Below are 22048 nucleotides of genomic sequence, written 5' to 3' on the forward strand. Positions count from 1 at the left end.
CGACCACCTTATTCCCGTCGGATGGCGGGATCAGACCGAGAGGGACCGATCGGTGGGCTTCACCGGGAAGGGCAGCACGGTCTCGCCCTCGAGGTAGGCGTCGACGGCCGACGCCGTCGCGCGACCCTCGGCGATGGCCCAGACGATGAGGGACTGCCCGCGGCCGGCGTCCCCCGTGACGAACACGCCGGGCTCCCCGGTCTCGTAGGTCGCGCCGCGTTCGAGGGACCCGCGGCCGTCGAAGGTGAGGCGCAGCTGCTCTTCGATGGTCTCCCGCTCGGGGCCGGTGAAACCGAGGGCCAGGAGGACGAGGTCGGCGGGGACCTCGCGCTCGGTGCCCGCTTTCGGCACGCGACGTCCGTCGAGGTACTCGGTCTCGGCGACGCGGATGGCCCGCACCTCGCCGACCTCGTTCGTCAGGAACTCGACCGTCGAGGCGAGGTAGACGCGTTCGCCGCCCTCTTCGTGGGCGCTCGACACCTCGAAGAGGGTGGGGAACATGGGCCACGGTTGCGCCTCGGGGCGCTCCTCCGGCGGCTGCTGGCCGATGGCGAGGTTGGTCACCGAGAGGGCGCCCTGACGGTGTGCGGTGCCGATGCAGTCGGCTCCGGTGTCGCCACCGCCCAGGACGACGACGTGCTTGCCCTCGGCCGTGATCTGGTCCGACACCGTGTCGCCGGCACCGGCCTTGTTCTGCTGCACGAGGTAGTCCATGGCGAAGTGGATGCCCGACAGGTCGCGTCCCGGGATGGGCAGGTCGCGGGGCACCGTGGCCCCCGTCGCGACGACCACGGCGTCGTAACGCGCCCGCAGGTCGTCCCAGGCGATGTCGCGCCCGATCTCGACGCGGGCGCGGAAGCGGGTCCCCTCGGCCTGCATCTGGGCGATGCGCTGCTCGAGCTGCTTCTTCTCCATCTTGAAGTCGGGGATGCCGTACCGCAGCAGGCCGCCGATTCGGTCCTCGCGCTCGTAGACCGCGACCGTGTGTCCGGCACGGGTCAGCTGCTGGGCGGCGGCGAGGCCGGCGGGGCCCGAGCCGACGACGGCGACCGTCTTGCCCGTCAGGCGCTCGGGCGGGTGCGGGGTGACCCAGCCGTTCGCGAAGGCCTGGTCGATGATCGACACCTCGACCTGCTTGATGGTGACCGGCGGCTGGTTGATGCCCAGCACGCAGGACGACTCGCACGGCGCCGGGCAGAGGCGGCCCGTGAACTCGGGGAAGTTGTTGGTCGCGTGGAGTCGCTCGATCGCCTGACGGCCCTCACCACGCCACATCAGGTCGTTCCACTCGGGGATCAGGTTGCCGAGGGGGCACCCCTGGTGGCAGAACGGGACGCCGCAGTCCATGCAGCGACCGGCCTGGCGTCGGAGCTCACCGCTCTCCTGCTGCTCGTAGACCTCTTTCCAGTCCATGAGCCGCACCGACACGGGGCGGCGCTTGGGCAGCTCGCGGGTCTGCGTCTTCAGGAAGCCTTTGGGGTCAGCCACCGGTCACCTCCAGGATTCTCTTCCATGCTTCGTCGCCATCGGGGTCGAGACCCTCGTCGACGGCCGTCTGCCGGGTGGCGAGGACGGCGGCGTAGTCGCGGGGCAGCACCTTGACGAACTCGGCCACCGTGGTGTCGAGGTCGTCGAGCATCCGCCGGGCCACGGGAGACCCGGTCTCGGCCAGGTGCCGCTGCAACAGGTCGGTCAGGATCTCGACGTCGGCGCTGCCGAGGGGGTGCAGTTCGAGCTCGCCCGAGGCCAGGGCCTCGGCGTTGACCCGTTCGGGCTTGAGCCGGTGCACGTAGGCCGTCCCCCCCGACATGCCCGCGCCGAGGTTGCGGCCGGTGTCGCCGAGGATGACGGCGAGCCCGCCGGTCATGTACTCGAGCGCGTGGTCCCCCACGCCCTCGGCGACCGCGCTGGCTCCCGAGTTGCGCACCAGGAAGCGCTCCCCCACGATGCCGCGCAAGAACATGCTGCCCTGGGTGGCGCCGTAGCCGATGACGTTGCCGGCGATGACGTTCTCCTCGGCCGCGAAGCCGCTGCCCCGCGGCGGACGCACGACGACGTTGCCTCCCGAGAGACCCTTGCCCACGTAGTCGTTGCTGTCGCCCTCGAGCCGGAGCGTGATGCCCGCAGGGAGGAAGGCGCCGAGCGACTGCCCGGCCGAGCCGGTCAGGTTGACCTCGATGCTGCCGTCGGGCAGACCGTGCTCGCCGTGACGCAGGGTCACCTGGTGGCCGAGCATCGTGCCGACGGCCCGTTCGGTGTTGCGGATGGGCAGCGTGATCTCGACGTGGCCGCCGTTCTCGAGCACGTCTGCGCTGCGTTCGATGAGCTGGACGTCGAAGTGGTCGCCGAGACCGTGGTCCTGCGTCGTGAGGTTGCGGCGGGGCTCGTCGTCGGCGAAGGTCGGGCCGACCAGCACGGGGGCGAGGTCGAGACCGGAGGCCTTCCAGTGGTCGACGGCCCGGTCGACGTCGAGGACGTCGGTCCGGCCGATGGCCTCGTCGAGGCTGCGGAATCCCAGGGCGGCGAGGTACTCGCGGACCTCTTGCGCGAGGAACTCGAAGAAGTTCACGACGAACTCGGGCTTGCCCGAGAAGCGCGCCCGGAGCTCGGGGTTCTGCGTCGCGACGCCGACCGGGCAGGTGTCGAGGTGGCACACGCGCATCATGATGCACCCCTCGACGATCAGCGGGGCCGTGGCGAAGCCGAACTCCTCTCCGCCCAGCAGGGCGGCGACGAGCACGTCGCGACCCGTCTTCATCTGACCGTCGACCTGCACGACCACCCGGTCGCGCATGCCGTTCAGCATCAGCGTCTGCTGCGTCTCGGCGAGGCCGATCTCCCACGGCGTGCCGGCGTGCTTCAGCGAGTTCAGGGGGCTCGCGCCGGTGCCTCCGTCGTGACCGGAGACCAGGACGACGTCGGCCAGCGCCTTGGTCACGCCTGCGGCGACCGCCCCGATGCCGGACTGGCTCACGAGCTTCACGTGCACGCGGGCCGCGGGGTTGGCACGCTTGACGTCGAAGATGAGCTGCTTGAGGTCTTCGATCGAGTAGATGTCGTGGTGGGGCGGGGGCGAGATGAGGCCCACGCCCGCGGTGGCGTGGCGGGTCCGTGCGACCCAGGGGTAGACCTTGGTCGGCGGCAGCTGTCCGCCCTCGCCGGGCTTCGCGCCCTGGGCCATCTTGAGCTGGATGTCGGTGGCGTGGGTCAGGTACATGCTCGTGACGCCGAACCGACCCGAGGCGACCTGCTTCACGGCGCTGCGGCGTTCGGGGTCGAGCAGGCGGTCGACGTCCTCGCCGCCCTCACCGGTGTTCGACTTGCCGCCGAGCCGGTTCATCGCGATCGCCAGGGTCTCGTGGGCCTCCTGCGAGATCGAGCCGTAGCTCATCGCCCCGGTCGAGAACCGCTTGACGATCGACGCGATCGGCTCGACCTCGTCGAGCGGCACGGCCGGTCGCACCCCGTGCTTGAGGCGGAACAACCCGCGGAGCGTCATCAGCTGTTCGGCCTGGTCGTCGACGAGCTTCGTGTACTCGCGGAAGATGTCGTATCGGCGCGTGCGCGTCGCGTGCTGCAGCCGGAACACGGTGTCGGGGTTGAAGAGGTGGCGGGGGCCCTCGCGGCGCCACTGGTACTCGCCGCCGGTGGCGAGCCGTTCGTGGGCGATGACCGAGCCGTCGCTGGGGTACGCGCTGGTGTGGCGCTGCTTGTTCTCGGCCGCGATGACGTCGATGCCGACGCCGCCGAGCATCGACGAGGTGCCGGTGAAGTAGGTGTCGACGAACTCCTGGCTGAGGCCCACGGCCTCGAACGCCTGGGCGGCGGCGTAGCTCGACACCGTCGAGATGCCCATCTTGGACATGATCTTCAGCACGCCCTTGCCGAGGGCCTTGATCAGGTTGTGCACGGCGTCCTCGGGACTCAACCCGGTGATCATGCCGGCACGGACGAGGTTCTCGCAGGTCTCCATCGCGAGGTACGGGTTGACCGCCGACGCGCCGTAGCCGATGAGCGTGGCCACGTGGTGCACCTCGCGGACGTCGCCCGCCTCGACGATCAGGCCGACCTTCATGCGGTTCTCGGTGCGGATGAGGTGGTGGTGGACCGCCGCGATCATGAGCAGCGAGGGCACCGGGGCGAAGTCGGCGTTGGAGTCGCGGTCCGAGAGCACGATGAACTCGGCGCCGGCCTCGATGGCGTCGTCGACCTCGTTGCACATGGCCGAGATGCGCTTCTCGAGGGCCCGCGGGCCCTTGTCGGCGCGGTAGAGCCCCCGGATGGTCGACGTCAGGCGCGATCCGGGGCTCGGGTCGATGTGCTGGATCTTGGCGAGCTCGTCGTTGTCGATGACCGGGAAGTCGAGGATCACCTGACGGGCGTGCTCCGGCGTGGCCGCGAGCAGGTTGCGCTCGGGGCCGAGGCCCAGCTTGAGCGACGTGACGACCGACTCGCGGATCGAGTCGAGCGGGGGGTTGGTCACCTGGGCGAACTGCTGCGTGAAGTAGTCGAACAGGAGGCGCGGGCGCTCGGACAGGACGGCGATCGGCGTGTCGCTTCCCATGGCACCGAGGGGCTCGGCGCCCGTCTTCGCCATCGGCGTCAGCAGGATGCGCACCTCTTCCTCGGTGTACCCGAAGGTGCGCTGACGGCGCGTGACCGACGCCGGGGTGTGGACGATGTGCTCGCGCTCGGGCAGCTCGGAGAGGTGGATGCGTCCCTCGGCGAGCCACTCGCCGTAGGGCGCGGCGGTCGCGAGGTCGCGTTTGATCTCGTCGTCCTCGATGATGCGACCGGCCTCGGTGTCGACCAGGAACATCTTGCCCGGGCGGAGCCGCCCCTTGCGGACCACCTTGGCGGGGTCGACGTCGATGACCCCGATCTCGCTCGCGAGCACGACGAGGCCGTCGTCGGTCACGAGGTATCGCCCGGGGCGGAGGCCGTTGCGGTCGAGGGTCGCACCGACGTGCGTGCCGTCCGTGAACGTGATGGCGGCAGGACCGTCCCACGCCTCCATGAGCATCGAGTGGTACTCGTAGAAGTCGCGAAGGGTCGGGTCGATGGCGACCTGGTTCTCCCAGGCCTCGGGCACCATCATCATGACGGCGTGCGGGAGCGACCGGCCCGTGAGGCTCAGCAGTTCGACGACCTCGTCGAACGAGGCCGAGTCGCTGGCACCCGGGCTGACGATCGGCAGGATGGGCTTGAGGTCGCCGATCAGCTCGTTCTCGAGCTGCGACTGGCGGGCCCGCATCCAGTTGCGGTTGCCGCGGACCGTGTTGATCTCGCCGTTGTGGGCGATCATGCGGAACGGCTGCGCGAGCGGCCACGAGGGGAACGTGTTCGTCGAGTAGCGGGAGTGCACGATGGCGAGCTTCGAGGCGAAGCGCTCATCGCTCAGGTCGGGGTAGAAGGGCTCGAGCTGCAGGGTGGTGACCATGCCCTTGTAGACCATGGTCCGGCTTCCCAGCGACGTGAAGTAGGCGGAGAGCTTGCGCTCGGCCCGCTTGCGCAGCCGGAACGCCTGGCGGTCGAGCGCGACGCCGGCGAGCGGCACGCCGTCCGCGTCGTGGTCGCGGCTGGCCACGAAGAGCTGCTCGAACGCCGGCATCGCGTTCCGTGCGAGCGTGCCGAGCTCTTCCGGACGCACGGGGACCTCACGCCAGCCGAGGACGTCGAGGTGCTCGAGGTCGGCGATCCGCTCGATGCCGGTCTTCAGCTCGGCTCGCTCCTGGTCGTCGAGGGGCAGGTACGCGATGCCCACCGCGTATCGACCGGCGGGCGGCAGGTCGAAGTCGACCTCGTGCCGGAAGAACTCGTCGGGCACCTGGCAGAGGATGCCCGCTCCGTCGCCGGTGCCGGCGTCGGAGCCCACGGCCCCACGGTGCTCGAGGTTGCGGAGGGCCCGCAGGGCGGTGTCGACGATGTCGTGGCCGGGGGTTCCGCGGAGGGTGGCGACCATGGCCAGGCCGCAGGCGTCCTTCTCGTTGCGCGGGTCGTAGAGGCCGGTGGCCTCGGGAACCGTGCTGAACTGCTGGTGTGCTGGCGTGAGAGCCATGGAATCCGTCCTCACGAAGAGATCCGACAGGGGGCGGGACGTCGTCGGCCCGAGGTGCCTGACGGGGCCGGGGTCTGTGGGCGGCCCCGACGCGGCGGGAGAGGTCGGCTCGTGGCGACCGTGGGCGTGCACGCCGACGTGGGACGTCGACTGCGCTCGATCTTACGAGGCGCGGGCGCGTGCACAGAACCGTGTCGCGGGCGGATCGCTCGCACCGGGATGGGGTGGAGGGGATCGGGCGCCGCGACGGTGGGGCGCCGGGCCCGCGGTCGTCGTGGAGTGGACGACCTAGGGACGCGGTGAGCGATCGGTGTTGTCGTCCGATGCGCCGACGGTGACCAACTCGGGTTCGTCGTTCTCCGTGTACGTGTCGTCGGAGTCTACCGCAGACGGTCGGTCGCTCGGAGCACGTCCGGGAACGTAGGGCCCGGGCTCGGTGCCGGTGTGGCGCCGGGAGGCGACGACGAAGATCACGACGCCGAGGACGATCGCGAAGAAGCTCATCCACACGTTCGTCCGGATGCCGAAGAACAGCAGGCTGGGGTCGGTGCGGATGGACTCGAACCAGGCCCGGCCGATGCCGTACCAGACGAGGTAGAACGCGAGCGACTTGCCCCACTGCATCGACGACTTCTTCTCGAGGAGCAGCAGGATGGCGACCCCGGCCAGCATCCAGACGATCTCGTAGAGGAACGTGGGGTGGAAGAGCGTGCCCTCGGGCAGGCCGGTCGGGTAGGCCGCGTTCGTCGACTCGATCTCGAGCCCCCAGGGCAGGTCGGTGGGCATGCCGAAGAGCTCGTGGTTGAACCAGTTGCCGAGACGCCCGAAGGCCTGGGCGACGAGCAGCCCCGGGGCCAGGGCGTCGGCGAAGACCGTGAACCTCAGGCCCGTGAAGCGGCAGCCTAGCCAGACGCCGACCGCGCCGAACAACAGGGCGCCGTAGATGGCGAGGCCGCCCTCCCAGACGGCGAAGGCGCGCCACCATTCCTGCCCGGCGAAGTAGTCGCCCGGGTGGGTCACCACGTGGAAGAACCGTCCCCCGACGATGCCGAAGACGACGGCCCAGATCGCCACGTCGATGACGATGCCCTTCTCGGCGCCGCGCCGGTTCAGACGGTGGTTCGTGATGAGCGCGGCGGCGACGATGCCGACCAGGATGCAGATGGCGTACGCGTGGATGCGCAACGAGCCGGGCAGCGAGGCCCCGAAGGTCGAGTTCAACCAGGCGGTGACGTCGAAGTACTGCCACGCGGCCGACGGGCTCGGGATGCTCAGGGGAACGAACACGGTCGGTGTGCCTTTCGGAGGGGTTCGGGGCGTCGGTCACCCGACGGGTGACGACTCTAGCGCGAGTGCCCTCGCGCCCGAGGGGTCAGGAGGCGGACGGGGCGGCGCCCGAGGACAGGTCGGCCGACACCTCGGCGAGGCGTTCCACGCCGCCGTCGGCCAGGGCGCGGACGAAGGCCGAGCCGATGATGGCACCGTCGGCGTACTCGAGTACCTCGCGCACCTGCTGCGCGGTCGAGATGCCGAGCCCGACGCAGGCGTTCTCGACGCCGACCTCGCGCAGGCGGGCGACGAGGGTGCTCGCGGCCGCGTCGACGTCGGAGCGGGCACCGGTGATGCCCATGGTCGAGACGGTGTAGACGAAACCGCGGCTGCTGGCGACGGCCTGACGGAGGCGCGACTCGCTCGACGAGGGAGCGGCCAGGAACACCCGGTCGAGGTCGGCCGCCACGGCGGCGACCGTCCAGTCGCCGGCCTCGTCGGGGATGAGGTCGGGGGTGATGAGCCCGGCGCCGCCCGCGGCCGCGAGGTCGTCGGCGAAGCGTTGGACGCCGTACTGCGCGACGGGGTTCCAGTAGGTCATCGGGATCACGGGGGCGTCGACCCGGGCGGTGATCTCGCGGATGGCCGTGAAGACGTCGCGGACCCGGAAGCCCTCGGCGAGCGAGCGCTGGGTGGCGGCCTGGATGACCGGGCCGTCCATGACCGGGTCGGAGTACGGGATGCCCAGCTCGATGACGTCGATGCCGTTCTCGGCCATCGCGACGGCGGCGTCGATGCTGGTGTCGAGGTCGGGGAAGCCGACCGGCAGGTAGCCGACGACGGCCCCGGTGCCGGCCTCGCGCCGCGCGGCGATGGCCGCGCCGACCTTGCTGGTGCCGGTGGGGGTGTCGGTCGTCACAGCTGCTGTGCTTTCTCGTCGAGGACGCCGAAGTACCGGCTGGCGGTCGCGACGTCCTTGTCGCCGCGGCCGCTGAGCGAGACCAGGATCGTCCAGTCGGGGTGCTCGCGGCCGAGCTTGATCGTGCCGGCCAGGGCGTGTGCCGACTCGATCGCCGGCATGATGCCTTCGGTCTGCGAGAGCAGGCGGAAGGCCTGCATCGCCTCGTCGTCGGTCACGGGCTGGTACTCGGCCCGGTGGGTCTCGGCCAGCCAGGCGTGCTCGGGACCGACGCTCGGGTAGTCGAGTCCCGCCGAGATCGAGTGGCTCTCGAGGGTCTGGCCGTCCTCGTCCTGCATGAGGTACGACCGGGTGCCCTGGAGGTTGCCGACGCGCCCCAGGGTGATGGAGGCCGCGTGGCGGCCCGTCTCGACCCCGTCACCGCCGGCCTCGAAGCCGAAGAGCCGCACCGAGGGGTCGTCGAGGAACGCGTGGAAGATGCCCATGGCGTTCGACCCGCCGCCGACGCACGCCGTCACGGCGTCGGGCAGCGATCCCGTCAGGTCGAGGACCTGCTGGCGGGCTTCTTCACCGATGATCTTGTGGAAGTCGCGCACCATCGCGGGGAAGGGGTGCGGGCCGGCGACGGTGCCGAGCACGTAGTGCGTCGTGTCGACGCTCGCGACCCAGTCGCGCATGGCGTCGTTGATGGCGTCCTTGAGCGTGCGCGACCCGGTCGTCACCGAGACGACCTCGGCGCCGAGCAACCGCATCCGGGCGACGTTGAGGGCCTGACGCTCGGTGTCGACCTGGCCCATGTAGACCACGCACTCCATGCCGAAGAGGGCGGCGGCCGTGGCCGTGGCGACGCCGTGCTGTCCGGCCCCCGTCTCGGCGATCAGCCGCGTCTTGCCGAGCTTGCGGGCCAGGAGGGCCTGGCCGAGCACGTTGTTGATCTTGTGCGACCCGGTGTGGTTGAGGTCTTCGCGTTTGAGGATGACGCGGGCCCCGCCGGCGTGCTCCGCGAAGCGGGGCACCTCGGTGATGATCGAGGGACGTCCCGTGTAGGTGGCGTGCAGGGCGTTCAGCTCGGCGGCGAACTCGGGGTCGACCGAAGCGGCCTTGTAGGCCGCGTCGAGTTCGTCGAGGGCCGCCACCAGGGACTCGGGCACGAAGCGCCCGCCGAAGGAGCCGAAGTAGGGGCCCGTCTCGTCGCGTAGTGCCATGGTCAGACCTCCAGGAAACGGGTGATGGCGTCGGCGGGGTCGCCGTGGGTGACGAGGGCCTCGCCCACGAGCACGACGTCGGCACCTGCCCGCCGGTAGTGGGCGACGTCGTCGGGTGACAGGACGGCGGACTCGGCGACGCGCGTGACGCCGGACGGGATCGAGTCGGACAACCGACCGAAGAGGTCGCGGTCGAGTTCGAACGTCGTCAGGTCTCGGGCGTTGACGCCGAGGACCGTCGCGCCCGCGTCGAGGCCACGCGACACCTCGTCGGCCGAGTGGGTCTCGACGAGAGCCGTCATGCCGAGCTGACGCACCAAGTCGTGCAGGTCGACGAGCACGCGTTGCTCGAGACCGGCGACGATGAGCAGCACGAGGTCGGCCCCGGCCGCCCTGGCCTCGAAGACCTGGTACGGGTCGGCGATGAAGTCCTTGCGGAGCACGGGGACGTCGACCGCGGCCCGGACGGCCTCGAGGTCGGCGAGCGACCCCTTGAACTTGCGCCCCTCGGTGAGGACGCTGATCGCGCTCGCTCCGCCGGTGGCGTACGAGACGGCGAGGGAGGCCGGGTCGGCGATGGTCGAGAGGTGGCCGCGTGAGGGGCTGGCCCGCTTGACCTCGGCGATGACCTTCACCCGGTCGGCCGGGCTGAGCGCGGCCCGCGCGTCGAGGGCGGCCGGGCGTGCCAGGGCGGCCGCCTCGACGGCGGCGAACGGAAGCGCTTCGCGGCGTGCCTCGGCGTCGGCCACGGCACCCGCGTACAGGTCGTCGAGCACCTAGTTGTGGGCCTTCGGAACGTACCGGTGCCCGCCGACGCCGTAGCCGACCCGCTTCAGCACGAAACCGACGACCAGGCCCACGACGACGAGGCCGGCCGACGCCCAGACGATCCAGGGGATGTCGAGGAAGAAGGCGAGGGTGCCGATGGCGAAGCCGACCAGCATGATGACCACGGCCGTCCACGCCGCAGGCGAGTTGCCGTGACCGAGGTCGTCGGCCGACTCGGCGTCGTGGCCCTTCGAGCCGGAGTCGACCTTCGCCGGGGCGTTCTTCAGGGGCGCGTCGCCACCGGAGGGGGTGCTCGTCGTGTTCGTGCTCACAGTGCTCCTTGGATCAGGTCGGTACGAGGGCCGAGTCTACCGGGTGCCGCCCGGGTCGCTCGGACCCGACCCGCCTCCGCCGGGACGGGGTCCGTCGTCGGTCGGGTCGTCGCCTCCCGAGAGGGAGTCCCAGGCGGCGGCGGGGTCGGCCGTGGGGTCCGCCGAGACCAGCCGGGTGGCCGAGTACTTGCGGGTGGCCTCGGGCCAGGCGCCCGAGAACAGGACGGTGGCGAGTCCGAGCACCGCGGCCAGCACGCCGGCCACGAGGCCCAACCAGGGCCAGGCCGTCGGCTCGACCGACGAGACGATGGCCCGGATCGAGTCGGTGCCGTCGACGCCCGTGGCGGTGGTCACGGCACTGCCGGAGGCCCGGACGGGGTCGGCCACGGCCGTCGCCGTCGTCAGCACGACGCTGGCGCCCAGGACCACCTGCAGCAGGCCGAGCACGACGCGGAAGACGCGGCCGGCGATCGTGAGCGCACCGAACAGGGCGAGGCTCGCCAACGCGAGCGCGGACAACGGGGCGCCGGCCACGTCGCCCGCGACGTCGAGGGGCAGGTCACCGCCCTGAGGCGAGGCGACGACGACGTGGAACCAGTCCTGGGTCCACGAGAGCAGGGCGAGCCCGGCCAGCACGATGCCGAGCAGGATCGTCGTCAGCTTCAGGCGGCGGGCGGTCATCAGCGCAGCCTCGACATGGCGTTGGCGACCGCGACGGCACGCAACGGGGCCGCGGCCTTGTTGCGCGCCTCCTGGTTCTCGGCGGCGGGATCGCTGTCGGCGACGAGCCCGGCGCCCGCCTGGACCCGGGCGACGCCGTCCTGCAGCAGGACCGTGCGGATCGCGATCGCGACGTCGGCGGACCCGGCGAAGTCGAAGTAGCCCACGACTCCCCCGTAGACGCCCCGCTGTGCGGGCTCGAGCTCGTCGATGATCTCGAGCGCCCGTGGTTTGGGTGCACCCGAGAGGGTGCCGGCCGGGAACGTGGCACGGAAGGCGTCGATGGCGTCCCGCCCGGGCGCCAGGTCGCCCTCGACGCTCGAGACGAGGTGCATGATGTGGCTGAACCGTTCGACCTGCATGAACTCGGTCACCTCGACGGTGCCCGGCGTGCAGACCTTGAGCAGGTCGTTGCGCGCGAGGTCGACGAGCATGAGGTGCTCGGCGCGTTCCTTCTCGTCGGACGAGAGCTCGTCGGCGAGGTGCTGGTCCTCGTCGGGCGTCGCGCCGCGCGGCTTCGACCCGGCGATGGGGTGCGTGTAGGCCCGTCGGCCGTCGACCTTGACGAGCGCCTCGGGCGACGACCCGACGATCGTGTACGGCCGACCGTCGACGTCGTCGAGGGTCACCAGGTACATGTACGGGCTCGGGTTGAGCGTGCGCAGCACCCGGTAGACGTCGAGCGGCTCGGCCGTCACCTCGTGGTCGAAGCGCTGCGAGACGACGACCTGGAACACGTCGCCGTCGTGGATGTACCGCTTCGACCGCTCGATGGCCTGCGAGTACTCGGCGTCGGTCGTCCGCCGGGTGGGCGTCGACTCGATCGACAGGTCGACGTCGGCGAGGAACGTCTCGCTCGGCGCGGCCAGTCGCGACTGGAGGTCGTCCAGGCGGGCCTGGGCGTCGGCCCAGAGGGCGTCAGCGTCGTCGGTCCCGTCGTTCAGGGCGGTCGCGACGAGCAGCACCGCGCCGGTCCGGTGGTCGAGGGCCACGAGCTCGGAGACGAAGCTCAGCGCCTGCGACGGCACCGAGAACTCGGCGGGGGGTGCGTCGGGCAGGTGCTCGAGCTCGCGGACGGCCTCCCAGCCGATGAAGCCGACCAGCCCGCCCGTGAGGGGCGGCATGCCGTCGATGCGGGGCGTCGCCCAGCGCTGGTGCAGCGCCGACAGCACCTCGAGGGGACGCCCCGAGGCGTCGCCGAGTGCCCGGTCGCGGTCGATTCCGTAGTCGATCCAGCTCGCCTCGCCGCCGTCGGTCGTCAGCACGCCGAAGGACGAGACGCCCACGAACGACCACCGCGACCAGATGCCGCCCTGGGCGGCGGACTCGAGCAGGAAGCTGCCCGGTCGACCGTCGGCGAGCTTGCGGTACACGCCGACCGGCGTCTCGCCGTCGGCGAAGAGGTCTCGGACGACCGGGACGACCCGGTGGCCGGCCAGCCGCTCGTCGAACTGCGCGCGGGTCGTCGAGGTGCGGATCGGTGCGTCAGGCACGCGGGCCTCCGGTCGGGTCGGTGGTGCCGGACGACGGGGACGAGGAGGCGGTGGCCGGCTCGAGCGGGTCGACCTCGAAGCACGAGTGGGCACCGGTGTGGCACGCGGCGCCGAGCTGCTCGACCGTGACGAGCAGCACGTCGTCGTCGCAGTCGAGGGCCGCGGCCCGGACGAACTGGGCGTGGCCGGACGTGTCGCCCTTCCGCCAGTACTCCTGCCGGGAGCGCGACCAGAACGTGACCCGCCCCTCGGTCAGCGTGCGTCGCAGTGCCTCGGCGTCCATCCAGCCCATCATGAGGACGTCCTTCGTGCCCTCTTGCTGGATGATGGCGGGCAGCAGGCCCGACGCGTCGAACCGGGCCCGGGCGACGACGGGCTCGACCGTCTCGCGCGTCAGCTGGTCGGTCATGGTGTGCTCCTCGGTGCGGTGCGGTGCGGTGCGGTGCGGTGCGGTGCGTAGGTCGGTGCCGTGACGTGGTCGGGTGGGTGACGTCGGCCCGGCTCAGCGGACGACGGCCCCCGACCGGGCCAGTTCGTCCTTGACCTGGCCGACCGTCAGCTCGCCGTTGTGGAAGACCGAGGCCGCGAGCACGGCGTCGGCGCCCGCCTCGATGGCGGGGGCGAAGTGCTCGAGCCGGCCCGCGCCTCCGGATGCGACGACCGGGACGCGGCTGAGTGCGCGCATCGCCCGGACGAGTTCGAGGTCGAAGCCCTGCTTGGTGCCGTCGGCGTCGATCGAGTTGACCAGCAGTTCGCCGGCGCCGCGCTCGATGGCCTCTCGGGCCCAGTCGAGCGCGTCGAGGGTCGTCTCGGTGCGACCGCCGTGGGTCGTGACGGCGAAGCCGGACGCGGTGCCGGACGAGCGCTTCACGTCGAGCGAGAGGACGACGGCCTGGGCGCCGAACCGGTCGGCGATCTCGCCGATGAGGTCGGGCCTGGCGATCGCCGCGCTGTTGACGCCGATCTTGTCGGCCCCCGCTGCCTGCAGCCGGGCGACGTCGTCGGTCGTGCGCACCCCTCCGCCGACGGTGAGGGGGATGAAGACCTGCTCGGCCGTGGCGCGGACGACGTCGTAGGTGGTCGACCGCTCGTCGACCGTGGCCGTCACGTCGAGGAAGGTGATCTCGTCGGCGCCCTGCTCGTAGTACGTCCGGGCCAGCTCGACCGGGTCGCCCGCGTCGCGGAGGTCGAGGAAGTTCACGCCCTTGACCACGCGGCCCGCCGCCACGTCGAGGCACGGGATCACCCGGACGGCGAGCGACTCGTCGCCGGCGGCCGCACCGGTGGCGGACACGGTCAGAGCCTCGCGGCGTGGATCGGGCTGACGAGGATCGCCCGGGCGCCGAGGTCGTAGAGGGCGTCCATCACCTGGTTCGTGTCGGCTCGCGGCACCATGACGCGCACGGCGACCCAGTCGGGGTCGTGCAGCGGCGACACGGTCGGGGACTCCATGCCGCCCGCGACGGCGGTGGCGGCGTCGAGCGCGCCCACGGGCACGTCGTAGTCCATCAGCACGTACTGACGGGCGACGAGGACGCCCTGGAGGCGCCGGTGCAGCACCGACAGGCCGTCGACGTCGGCGTCGGACGAGATGAGCACGGCGGTCGACTCGAGGATGACCGGGCCGAAGATCTCGAGCCCGGCGGCCCGGAGGGTGGCACCGGTCGAGACGACGTCGGCCACGGCGTCGGCCACGCCCAGCTGGACGGCGCTCTCGACCGCACCGTCGAGGGGCACGAGCGTGGCGGTGACGCCGTGGCCCTCGAGGAACGTGCCGACGAGCCCCGCGTAGCTCGTCGCGACCCGTGTGCCCTGCAGCTCGCGGAGGTCGGCGAACCGGCCGGGAGGACCGGCGAAGCGGAAGGTCGACCCGCCGAAGTCGAGCGGGGCGACCTCGTGGGCGGGCGAGTGCGAGTCGAGCAGCAGGTCGCGGCCGGTGATGCCGACGTCGAGCGCGCCCGAGCCCACGTAGGTGGCGATGTCGCGGGGGCGGAGGTAGAAGAACTCGACGCCGTTGCGGGGGTCTTCGACGTGGAGGGTCTTAGGGTCTCGGCGACCGGTGTAGCCGGCCTCGGCGAGCATGGCGGAGGCGGTCTCGCTGAGCGAGCCCTTGTTGGGCACTGCGACGCGGAGCATGGGGTTCTCTGTCTGCTGGGGAGCCGCGGGGGCGGCCTGACGAACGGGGGTGACGGAGGCCGGCTCAGAGATGTCGGTAGACGTCGGCCGGGGTGATGCCCTTGGCGATCATCATGACCTGCAGGTGGTAGAGCAGCTGCGAGATCTCTTCGGCGGTCGCGACGTCGCCCTCGTACTCGGCGGCCATCCACACCTCGGCGGCCTCTTCGACGATCTTCTTGCCGATCTGGTGCACGCCGGCGTCGAGCTCGGCCACGGTGCCCGACCCCTCGGGACGGTCACGGGCCTTGTCGCTGAGCTCGGAGTACAGGTCGTCGAAGGATTTCACGACGTCAAGGCTACCGTCGCGGCGGCGGCCCGGAGTGCAGCGATGTTCTCGGCGGGCGACCCGCCGTAGACCGCCGACCCCGCGACGACCGTGTCGGCGCCGTTCTCGACCGCCGTGACGATCGTCTCGGTCGTGATGCCGCCGTCGACCTCGAGCCAGACGTCGAGACCCGAGGCGCGGACGGCGTCCCGCGCACGGGAGAGCTTGGCCATCGTCTCGGGCATGAACGACTGCCCGCCGAAGCCGGGCTCGACGGTCATGACGAGGATCATGTCGTAGGCGTCGAGCGTCCTGAGGTACGGCTCGAGGTCGGTGCCGGGCTTCACGGCGACGGAGGCACGGGCCCCGTTGGCGCGGATGGCCCGGGCCGTCGCGACGGGATCGACCGCGGCCTCTGCCGAGAACGTCACCGAGAAGGCACCCGTCTCGGCGTACCGCGGTGCCCAGTGGTCGGCGTCGTCGATCATGAGGTGCAGGTCGAGCGGCACCGGGCTCACCTCGCCCAGTCGCTGCACGACCGGAAGGCCGAGGGTGAGGTTGGGGACGAAGTGGCCGTCCATGACGTCGACGTGGACGAGGTCGGCGTCGGCGATGCGCTGCAGGTCGCGCTCGAGGTTCGCGAAGTCGGCCGAGAGGATGCTGGGGCTGATGCGGATCGACACGGGACGAGCCTACCGTCCGGCGCGTCGCTCGATCAGGGCGACGAACATGGCGTCCGTGCCGTGGCGGTGGGGCCAGAGCTGCACGAACGGAGCCGACGCCAGGTCGACGGGTCGACCGGCGATGCGCTCGACCCCGGCCGTCGCGTCGAGCAGCGTAAGGTCGGCCTCGCGGCCGCGCAGGCCCGTCTCGACCACGCCGCGTGTCTCGGCGGTGTGCGGCGAGCAGGTGACGTACGCGAGGACTCCCCCGGGGGCGAGTGCGTCGAGGGCGCTGGCGAACAGTCGGGACTGAAGGGCCGTGAGCTGACCGACGTCGGAGGGTTGCTTGCGCCACCGGGCCTCGGGTCGCCTCCGCAGGGCGCCCAGGCCCGTGCACGGGGCGTCGAGCAGGATGCGGTCGAACCCGCCGGGACGTTCGGTGCCGAACCGGGTGGCGTCACCCTCGAGCACCTCGACGTCACCGGGGACCGCCTCGAGGGCCTGCCGGACGAGACCGGCCCGGGCGGGGACGAGCTCGTTGGCGACGAGGTGGGCCCCGACGCGGGCGGCCTCGGCACCGAGCAGCGCGGCCTTGCCCCCGGGACCGGCGCACATGTCGAGCCACCGTTCGCCCGGCTCGGCGGCCCGGTGGCGACTGAGCAGCAGGGCGGCGAGCTGCGAGCCCTCGTCCTGGACGCGGGCGCGACCCTCTCGCACGGCCGTCTGCTGGGCCGGGTCTCCCCCGCCGCTCGTCGCCGCGAGCGGCGACAGGCGTCCGCCGGGTGCACCGAGCTCGGCCACCTCGGCGAGCCCGGGGAGGGCCACCAGGCTGACCTTGGGGGCGTCGTTGTCCGCCGAGAGCAGGTCGACGAGCTCGCCCTCGCGTCCCTCGGCGGCGAGCGACCGACGGAAGGCCCGCACCACCCAGGCGGGGTGCGACCACTCGGCCGCCAGACGGTCGTCGTCACCGGTCGTCCCGGCCAGGACGCGCTCGCGCCACTCGGCGGGCGTGGACCGCGAGATGGTCCGGAGGACGCCGTTGACGAAGCCCGTGCCCGAGCGGCTGCCGACCTGGCGGGCGAGCTCGACGCTCTCGTCGACGGCCGCGTGCACGGCCACGCGCGTCGAGAGCAGCTGGTGCGTGCCGAGCCGCAGCACGTCGAGCAGGGCGGGGTCGATGGCGTCCGTCGCTCGACGCGCGGCGAGGGCGATGACGCGGTCGTAGTAGCCCCGGAGGCGCAGCGTGCCGTAGGTGAGTTCGGTCGCCAACCCGGCGTCCTGCGCCCCGAGACGCGCCCGGACGATGCGTTGCGGCAGCAGCAGGTTGGCGTACGCGTCGTCGTGCTCGACGGCCCGGAGGACGTCGAGGGCGACCTGGCGGGCGGGCTGGACTCGGCTCATGAGGTGCTCTTCGTGTCGGTGTCGGTGTCGGCGTCCGCACGGGTGTCGACGTCGGTCGTGCCGGGCGGGGTGGGGAGGGTCACACGGCGGTCTTCCGTCTCGGACAGCCCGCGCCACCAGTCGGCCGCCGGCATCTCCTTCTTGCCGGCGGGCTGGACGCGGACCAGCTCGACGGGCGAGGAGGCGGTGCCCAGCAGCAGGCGTCGGCCCCGGGACTCGAGGCGACCGGCCTCGAGGGGTGCCTCACCCGCGGGCGTCACCCGCGCCTCCGTGATCTTGAGGGTCGTGCCGTCGATGTCGACCCGGGCGCCGGGCTCTGGGGTGACCCCCCGGAAGCGGTCGATCAGTTCGGCGGCGGGACGGCCGGCGTCGAGGTCGCCGTCGGCGAGGGTGAGCTTCGGGGCGAGCGTGACATCACCGGACTGCGGGGTCGCCTCGGCCGTGCCGTCCGCCAGGCGGTCGACCACGCCGACGAGCAGCTCGGCACCCGAGCGCGACAGCTCGACGAGCAGGTCGCCGGCCGTCTCGGTGCCGTCGAGCGGACGCGTGAGGGTGTCGTAGACGTCACCGGCGTCGAGCTCGGGGACGAGCCGGAAGACGGCCGCGCCCGTCACCTCGTCGCCCGCCATGAGCGAGCGTTGGACGGGAGCCGCCCCGCGCCAGGCCGGCAGCAGCGAGAAGTGCAGGTTGATCCAGCCGAGTCGCGGCGTGCCGAGCAGGGGGTCGCGCAGCAGGGCGCCGTAGGCCACGACGACGCCGAGGTCCGGCTCGAGGGCCGTCAGCTCGGCCGTGACCTCGGGCGTGAGGCGCCGGGCCTTGACCACGGGCAGGCCGAGGCGATCGGCCTCGACGGCGACGGGGGTCGGCGTGAGGACGCGCTTGCGTCCCTGCGGTGTGTCGTCGCGGGTGAGCACGGCGACGATCTCGTGGGGGCCCGCGGCGAGGGCGGTGAGCGAGGGCACGGCAGCCGTCGGGCTGCCGGCGAAGACGAGGCGCATGGGGTTCCTGGCGGTCAGTCGGCGAACGGCTCGACGTCGTCGAACCGCACTCTGAGTGTAGGGACGGCTCTCGCGCGCTTCTGACCGAGGGCCTTGCGGCGGTCGGTCGCCGCACGGATCACCTGCGAGCGGAGGGCAAGGGCCACGTCGTGACCCCGCGAGTAGTCGAACCGGACGATCGCACGGACCCCCGCCGACTCGACGTCGACGGGGCCGAGGGTCTCGGCCCGGACCTCGTCGGGCAGGTCGTCGAGGGCGCGGGCGACGGTGTCGACGGTGCCGGTCACGGTGGCCACGCGGACGGCGGGCGGGAACCGGAGGACCCGACGGTCGGCGAGCTCGGCCGAGACGAAGCGCGCGAGCTCCCACGTGGCGAGGGCCGAGGCGATGGCCCCGCCCACGCCGACCAGGACGACCGGCGCACGGCGGGCGGCCAGGGCCGTCGCGTTGGCCCACCAGCGCAGGCAGTCCTCGGCGACGCGGAGGCTCTCTCGGGCGAGCATGCGCTCGCCGTCGAGCAGCAGCACCGCACGGTAGCCGCCGGGTGCCACCGGCTCGGCGCCCCGCGTGGCGACCACGATGGCGGGGGCGTCGTCGACGTGGGTCAGGGCCCTGGCACCGTCAGAGACGATGATCCGCACGCCCGGGAAAGCCTTGCCGAGCTCGTCGGCCGTGCGGGAGGCGCCGGTGCCGACGGCGCGCATGCGCGTGCCCTCGCAGGTGCGGCAGTGCCACGAGACGGCCAACGCGCCGCACCAGGCGCAGGCGGGGGTCGCTCCACGCTCCCGCTGCTGGAGGGGGCCGTTGCAGCGCAGGCAGCGGGCCGTGTCGCCGCAGTCCACGCAGGCCAGGCGCGGCGAGTAGCCCGGTGAGGCGACCTGGATGAGGACGGGCCCGTGCTCCACCGCCGCCTTCGCCTCGCCGTAGGCGGACGACGGGATGCGGGCCCTGGCCGCGAAACCGTCGGACGCCGCCTGGTGGACGGTGGGCACGACGCGGGGCTGGTACCGCGGGTCGGGGCGGACCTCGGCCAGGAACCCGATCTCGACCAGGCGCTGCACGTCGGTGCTGCGCGAGTGACCGAGGAACACCAGGGCGCTGTCTTGCTGGGCCTGCCGCAGCAGCGCCGTGTCACGAGCGTGGACGTACGGGGCCAACGGCTCGCCGAACGACGGGTCGCCGTCGTCGAACACCACGACGACCCCGAGTCGCGCCGAGGGCGCCAGCAGCACCGAGCGGTTGCCGACCACGACGACGGGCTCGTCGCCCCGGGCGCGGAGGAGCGCCCGGTACCGGTCGGCGTTGGACTGCCGGGAGTCGAGGCGGACGACACGGTCGGACGGGAGCACGGCGGCGAGGGCCTGCAGGACGTGCTCCTCGTCGCGGTAGTCGGGGACGGCGACGATGGCGTTGTCACCGGCGTCGAGTGCGACGGCGGCGAGCTGCGCCGCGGTCAGGGCCCAGTGCCCGACCCACGTGCCGTCGGGCAACTCGACGAGCAGCGGCACGGCGTCGACCGCGGCCCGGCCGCGGGCCGTGACGAGGCCCGCGAGGTCGGTCGACCGGTAGCCCACGACCCCCGGGGACGCCTCGGCCGCTTCAGCGGACGGCCCGGCCGCGTCGGCGGACGCCTCGGCCGCGTCGGCGGCCGCCGCGGCCGACGGCGCCGGACCGGTTGCCGCCTCGGGCGCTCGGGGTGCGGCGGCCGCGGCCAGGTGGGCCTTCTCGACCCGGACCTGACGCGGTGGCACGGCCAGCCGGACCACGTCGCTGGCCGACCCGCCGGCCCGGTCGGCGACGGCGCGCGCGAGTCGCCAGACCTCGGGCGCGAGGACCGGGACGGTCGACACCACGTCGTCGATCTCGCTCAGGTCGCCGCCGTGCTCGGAGGACGACGTGACCTCGACGACGAACCCGTCGGCGATGCGACCGGCCGAGCGCAGCGGCACCCTGACCCGGATGCCCGGCGCGACCTGCTCGCGGAGGCGCTCGGGAACGGAGTAGTCGAACAACCGGTCGAGTTGCGGCAGGGGCGACTCGACCATCACCCGGACGACGCGCGGGTCGCCCTCGAGGGGCGTGTCGGCGACCGCCGGCACGGTCAGAGCCCGGCGGCGGCCCGGAGGGCGTCGACGCGGTCGAGCGCCTCCCAGGTGAAGTCGGGCAGGTCGCGACCGAAGTGGCCGTAGGTCGACGTCGCGGCGTAGATCGGCCGCAAGAGGTCGAGGTCGCGGATGATCGCGGCCGGGCGGAGGTCGAAGACCGAGCGGATGGCCTCGGTGATGACGTCGTCACCCACGTGGCCGGTGCCGAAGGTCTCGACGTACAGGCCGACGGGGGCCGCCCGGCCGATCGCGTAGGCCACCTGCAGTTCGAGGCGGTCGGCGAGGCCCGCGGCCACGGCGTTCTTGGCGACCCACCGCATGGCGTACGCGGCCGATCGGTCGACCTTCGAGGGGTCCTTGCCCGAGAAGGCGCCACCGCCGTGTCGGCTCGCGCCGCCGTAGGTGTCGACGATGATCTTGCGGCCGGTCAGGCCGGCGTCGCCCTGCGGGCCGCCGATCTCGAAGCGACCCGTGGGGTTGATGATGAACCGGGTGTCGACCGACGACAGGCCCGCCTCGTCGAGAACGGGGCGGATGACGTGCTCGACGACGTCGGACTCGAGCTGCTCGCTCGAGACCTCGGGCGAGTGCTGGGTCGACAGCACGACGGTGTCGACCGTCTTGGGCACGACGCCGTCGTAGCCCACCGTGACCTGGGTCTTGCCGTCGGGGCGCAGGTAGGTGAGGGTGCCCGACTTGCGCACGGCCGCCAGGCGCTCCGCCAACCGGTGGGCGAGCCAGACCGGGAGGGGCATGAACTGTGGCGTCTCGTTCGTGGCGTAGCCGAACATGATGCCCTGGTCGCCGGCGCCCTGGCGGTTCAGCAGGTCGTCGTCGCCACCGCGCGCCTCGAGGGCCGTGTCGACGCCCTGGGCGATGTCGGGAGACTGCGACCCGATCGACACCTCGACGCCGCAGGTGCGACCGTCGAAGCTCACGGCCGACGAGTCGTAGCCGATGCCCACGATGAGGTCGCGCACGATCGTGGGGATGTCGACGTAGCCCTTGGTGGTGACCTCGCCGGCGACGTGCACGAGCCCCGTGGTGACCATCGTCTCGACCGCGACCCGACTGGCGGGGTCGACGGCGAGCAACGCGTCGAGGATGCCGTCCGAGATCTGGTCGCAGATCTTGTCGGGGTGGCCCTCGGTGACCGACTCGGACGTGAACAGTCGCAGGGAGGCCGGTGTCGTCGTGGTCTGGTCGGTCGTGTCGGTCAGGGTCACGGTGTTCCTCTGGGTCGTACGGGGGTGGGGACGCGATGAGGCCCCGCGGGATGGACTCCCGGGGGCCTCGTCAGATGATAGGACCGACCACCGTCACGATGGTCGGTCGTCTCGCCGCGCTACTCGGCGGGAGCGGCGAGCGGCTTCACCTCGAGCTTGTCCTCGTTGATCTCGTGCATGGCCACCGAGAGCGGCTTGTCGTCGATCGAGCTGTCGACCAGCGGGCCGACGTTGTCGAACAGGCTGCCCTCGTGCAGGTCGGCGTAGTAGTCGTTGATCTGACGCGCGCGCTTCGAGGCGAAGATGACGAGTGCGTACTTCGACTCGACCTTCGACAGCAGCTCGTCGATGGGCGGATCGATGATGCCCTGGTTCTTGTCGGCCATTGGTTGCTCCTCGTGTCGATGGGGGTGGGTGCCGGCACCGCTCGAGACGAGCGTGGGCACCGA

General features: G+C 72.0%; 19 protein-coding genes. All 19 read right to left on the bottom strand.

Going from position 1 to position 22048, the window contains the following annotated elements:
- Positions 1-30 precede the first annotated feature (30 nt).
- The 19 genes from ABID81_RS07750 to rpoZ all read right to left on the bottom strand — a co-directional run bounded on the left by ABID81_RS07750 (position 31) and on the right by rpoZ (position 21985).
- Complete coding sequence (locus tag ABID81_RS07750) at positions 31-1488, bottom strand: glutamate synthase subunit beta (protein ID WP_354594222.1); 1458 nt, start codon at positions 1486-1488, stop codon at positions 31-33.
- Positions 1481-6058 carry a glutamate synthase large subunit gene (gltB, locus tag ABID81_RS07755; protein WP_354594223.1) on the bottom strand — a complete coding sequence of 1526 codons (4578 nt, stop codon included), beginning with the start codon at positions 6056-6058 and terminating at the stop codon, positions 1481-1483. Before gltB ends, ABID81_RS07750 begins: the two co-directional genes overlap by 8 nt.
- Before the next feature lie 288 nt (positions 6059-6346).
- Entirely contained in the window at positions 6347-7345 is a 999-nt protein-coding gene (lgt, locus tag ABID81_RS07760; RefSeq protein ID WP_354594224.1) for a prolipoprotein diacylglyceryl transferase, read from the bottom strand.
- An 85-nt stretch (positions 7346-7430) separates the two neighbouring features.
- Positions 7431-8246 carry a tryptophan synthase subunit alpha gene (gene trpA, locus ABID81_RS07765; protein WP_354594225.1) on the bottom strand — a complete coding sequence of 272 codons (816 nt, stop codon included), beginning with the start codon at positions 8244-8246 and terminating at the stop codon, positions 7431-7433.
- Positions 8243-9451, bottom strand: coding sequence for a tryptophan synthase subunit beta (gene trpB, locus ABID81_RS07770; protein WP_354594226.1), 1209 nt, complete (start codon positions 9449-9451; stop codon positions 8243-8245). Before trpB ends, trpA begins: the two co-directional genes overlap by 4 nt.
- Before the next feature lie 2 nt (positions 9452-9453).
- Positions 9454-10227: an indole-3-glycerol phosphate synthase TrpC gene (gene trpC / locus ABID81_RS07775; RefSeq protein WP_354594227.1), complete on the bottom strand. Its 774-nt coding sequence runs from the start codon at positions 10225-10227 to the stop codon at positions 9454-9456.
- Entirely contained in the window at positions 10228-10506 is a 279-nt protein-coding gene (locus ABID81_RS07780; RefSeq protein ID WP_354594332.1) for a DUF6704 family protein, read from the bottom strand.
- Between the two features lie 81 nt (positions 10507-10587).
- Complete coding sequence (locus tag ABID81_RS07785; RefSeq protein WP_354594228.1) at positions 10588-11232, bottom strand: Trp biosynthesis-associated membrane protein; 645 nt, start codon at positions 11230-11232, stop codon at positions 10588-10590.
- Positions 11232-12764, bottom strand: coding sequence for an anthranilate synthase component I (locus ABID81_RS07790; RefSeq protein ID WP_488627671.1), 1533 nt, complete (start codon positions 12762-12764; stop codon positions 11232-11234). The genes ABID81_RS07785 and ABID81_RS07790 overlap by 1 nt, the downstream gene beginning before the upstream one ends.
- Complete coding sequence (gene hisI / locus ABID81_RS07795) at positions 12757-13173, bottom strand: phosphoribosyl-AMP cyclohydrolase (RefSeq protein ID WP_354594229.1); 417 nt, start codon at positions 13171-13173, stop codon at positions 12757-12759. The genes ABID81_RS07790 and hisI overlap by 8 nt, the downstream gene beginning before the upstream one ends.
- Before the next feature lie 93 nt (positions 13174-13266).
- Positions 13267-14058: an imidazole glycerol phosphate synthase subunit HisF gene (gene hisF, locus ABID81_RS07800; RefSeq protein WP_354594230.1), complete on the bottom strand. Its 792-nt coding sequence runs from the start codon at positions 14056-14058 to the stop codon at positions 13267-13269.
- A gap of 2 nt (positions 14059-14060) precedes the next feature.
- Positions 14061-14900 (bottom strand): ATP phosphoribosyltransferase, encoded by an 840-nt coding sequence (hisG, locus tag ABID81_RS07805; RefSeq protein ID WP_354594231.1) that lies wholly within the window; start codon positions 14898-14900, stop codon positions 14061-14063.
- Between the two features lie 64 nt (positions 14901-14964).
- The gene (locus tag ABID81_RS07810; RefSeq protein ID WP_056256365.1) at positions 14965-15228 is read right to left on the bottom strand and encodes a phosphoribosyl-ATP diphosphatase; all 264 of its coding nucleotides are present in this window, start codon (positions 15226-15228) and stop codon (positions 14965-14967) included.
- Complete coding sequence (gene rpe / locus ABID81_RS07815) at positions 15225-15890, bottom strand: ribulose-phosphate 3-epimerase (protein ID WP_354594232.1); 666 nt, start codon at positions 15888-15890, stop codon at positions 15225-15227. The genes ABID81_RS07810 and rpe overlap by 4 nt, the downstream gene beginning before the upstream one ends.
- A 9-nt stretch (positions 15891-15899) precedes the next feature.
- Positions 15900-17270 carry an RsmB/NOP family class I SAM-dependent RNA methyltransferase gene (locus tag ABID81_RS07820; protein WP_354594233.1) on the bottom strand — a complete coding sequence of 457 codons (1371 nt, stop codon included), beginning with the start codon at positions 17268-17270 and terminating at the stop codon, positions 15900-15902.
- The gene (gene fmt, locus ABID81_RS07825; protein WP_354594234.1) at positions 17267-18268 is read right to left on the bottom strand and encodes a methionyl-tRNA formyltransferase; all 1002 of its coding nucleotides are present in this window, start codon (positions 18266-18268) and stop codon (positions 17267-17269) included. Before fmt ends, ABID81_RS07820 begins: the two co-directional genes overlap by 4 nt.
- A 14-nt stretch (positions 18269-18282) precedes the next feature.
- On the bottom strand, positions 18283-20367 hold the full coding sequence (locus tag ABID81_RS07830; protein WP_354594235.1) for a primosomal protein N' family DNA-binding protein: 2085 nt from the start codon (positions 20365-20367) through the stop codon (positions 18283-18285).
- A gap of 2 nt (positions 20368-20369) precedes the next feature.
- Entirely contained in the window at positions 20370-21551 is a 1182-nt protein-coding gene (gene metK, locus ABID81_RS07835; RefSeq protein WP_354594334.1) for a methionine adenosyltransferase, read from the bottom strand.
- Between the two features lie 167 nt (positions 21552-21718).
- Positions 21719-21985 (bottom strand): DNA-directed RNA polymerase subunit omega, encoded by a 267-nt coding sequence (rpoZ, locus tag ABID81_RS07840; protein WP_043592764.1) that lies wholly within the window; start codon positions 21983-21985, stop codon positions 21719-21721.
- Positions 21986-22048: the final 63 nt, after the last annotated feature.

Origin of the sequence: Frigoribacterium sp. PvP054, assembly GCF_040547465.1 — a bacterium.
In the GTDB taxonomy this organism is placed as follows: domain Bacteria; phylum Actinomycetota; class Actinomycetes; order Actinomycetales; family Microbacteriaceae; genus Frigoribacterium.

Excerpts from the sequence above, each read along its gene's own strand:
- hisG (WP_354594231.1), bottom strand. The coding sequence starts at position 14,900 with ATGCTCCGCGTCGCAGTGCCCAACAAGGGCTCGCTCAGCGAGACCGCC.
- fmt (WP_354594234.1), bottom strand. The coding sequence starts at position 18,268 with ATGCGCCTCGTCTTCGCCGGCAGCCCGACGGCTGCCGTGCCCTCGCTC.
- ABID81_RS07785 (WP_354594228.1), bottom strand. The coding sequence starts at position 11,232 with ATGACCGCCCGCCGCCTGAAGCTGACGACGATCCTGCTCGGCATCGTG.
- gltB (WP_354594223.1), bottom strand. The coding sequence starts at position 6,058 with ATGGCTCTCACGCCAGCACACCAGCAGTTCAGCACGGTTCCCGAGGCC.
- trpB (WP_354594226.1), bottom strand. The coding sequence starts at position 9,451 with ATGGCACTACGCGACGAGACGGGCCCCTACTTCGGCTCCTTCGGCGGG.
- hisI (WP_354594229.1), bottom strand. The coding sequence starts at position 13,173 with ATGACCGACCAGCTGACGCGCGAGACGGTCGAGCCCGTCGTCGCCCGG.
- rpoZ (WP_043592764.1), bottom strand. The coding sequence starts at position 21,985 with ATGGCCGACAAGAACCAGGGCATCATCGATCCGCCCATCGACGAGCTG.
- ABID81_RS07820 (WP_354594233.1), bottom strand. The coding sequence starts at position 17,270 with ATGAGCCGAGTCCAGCCCGCCCGCCAGGTCGCCCTCGACGTCCTCCGG.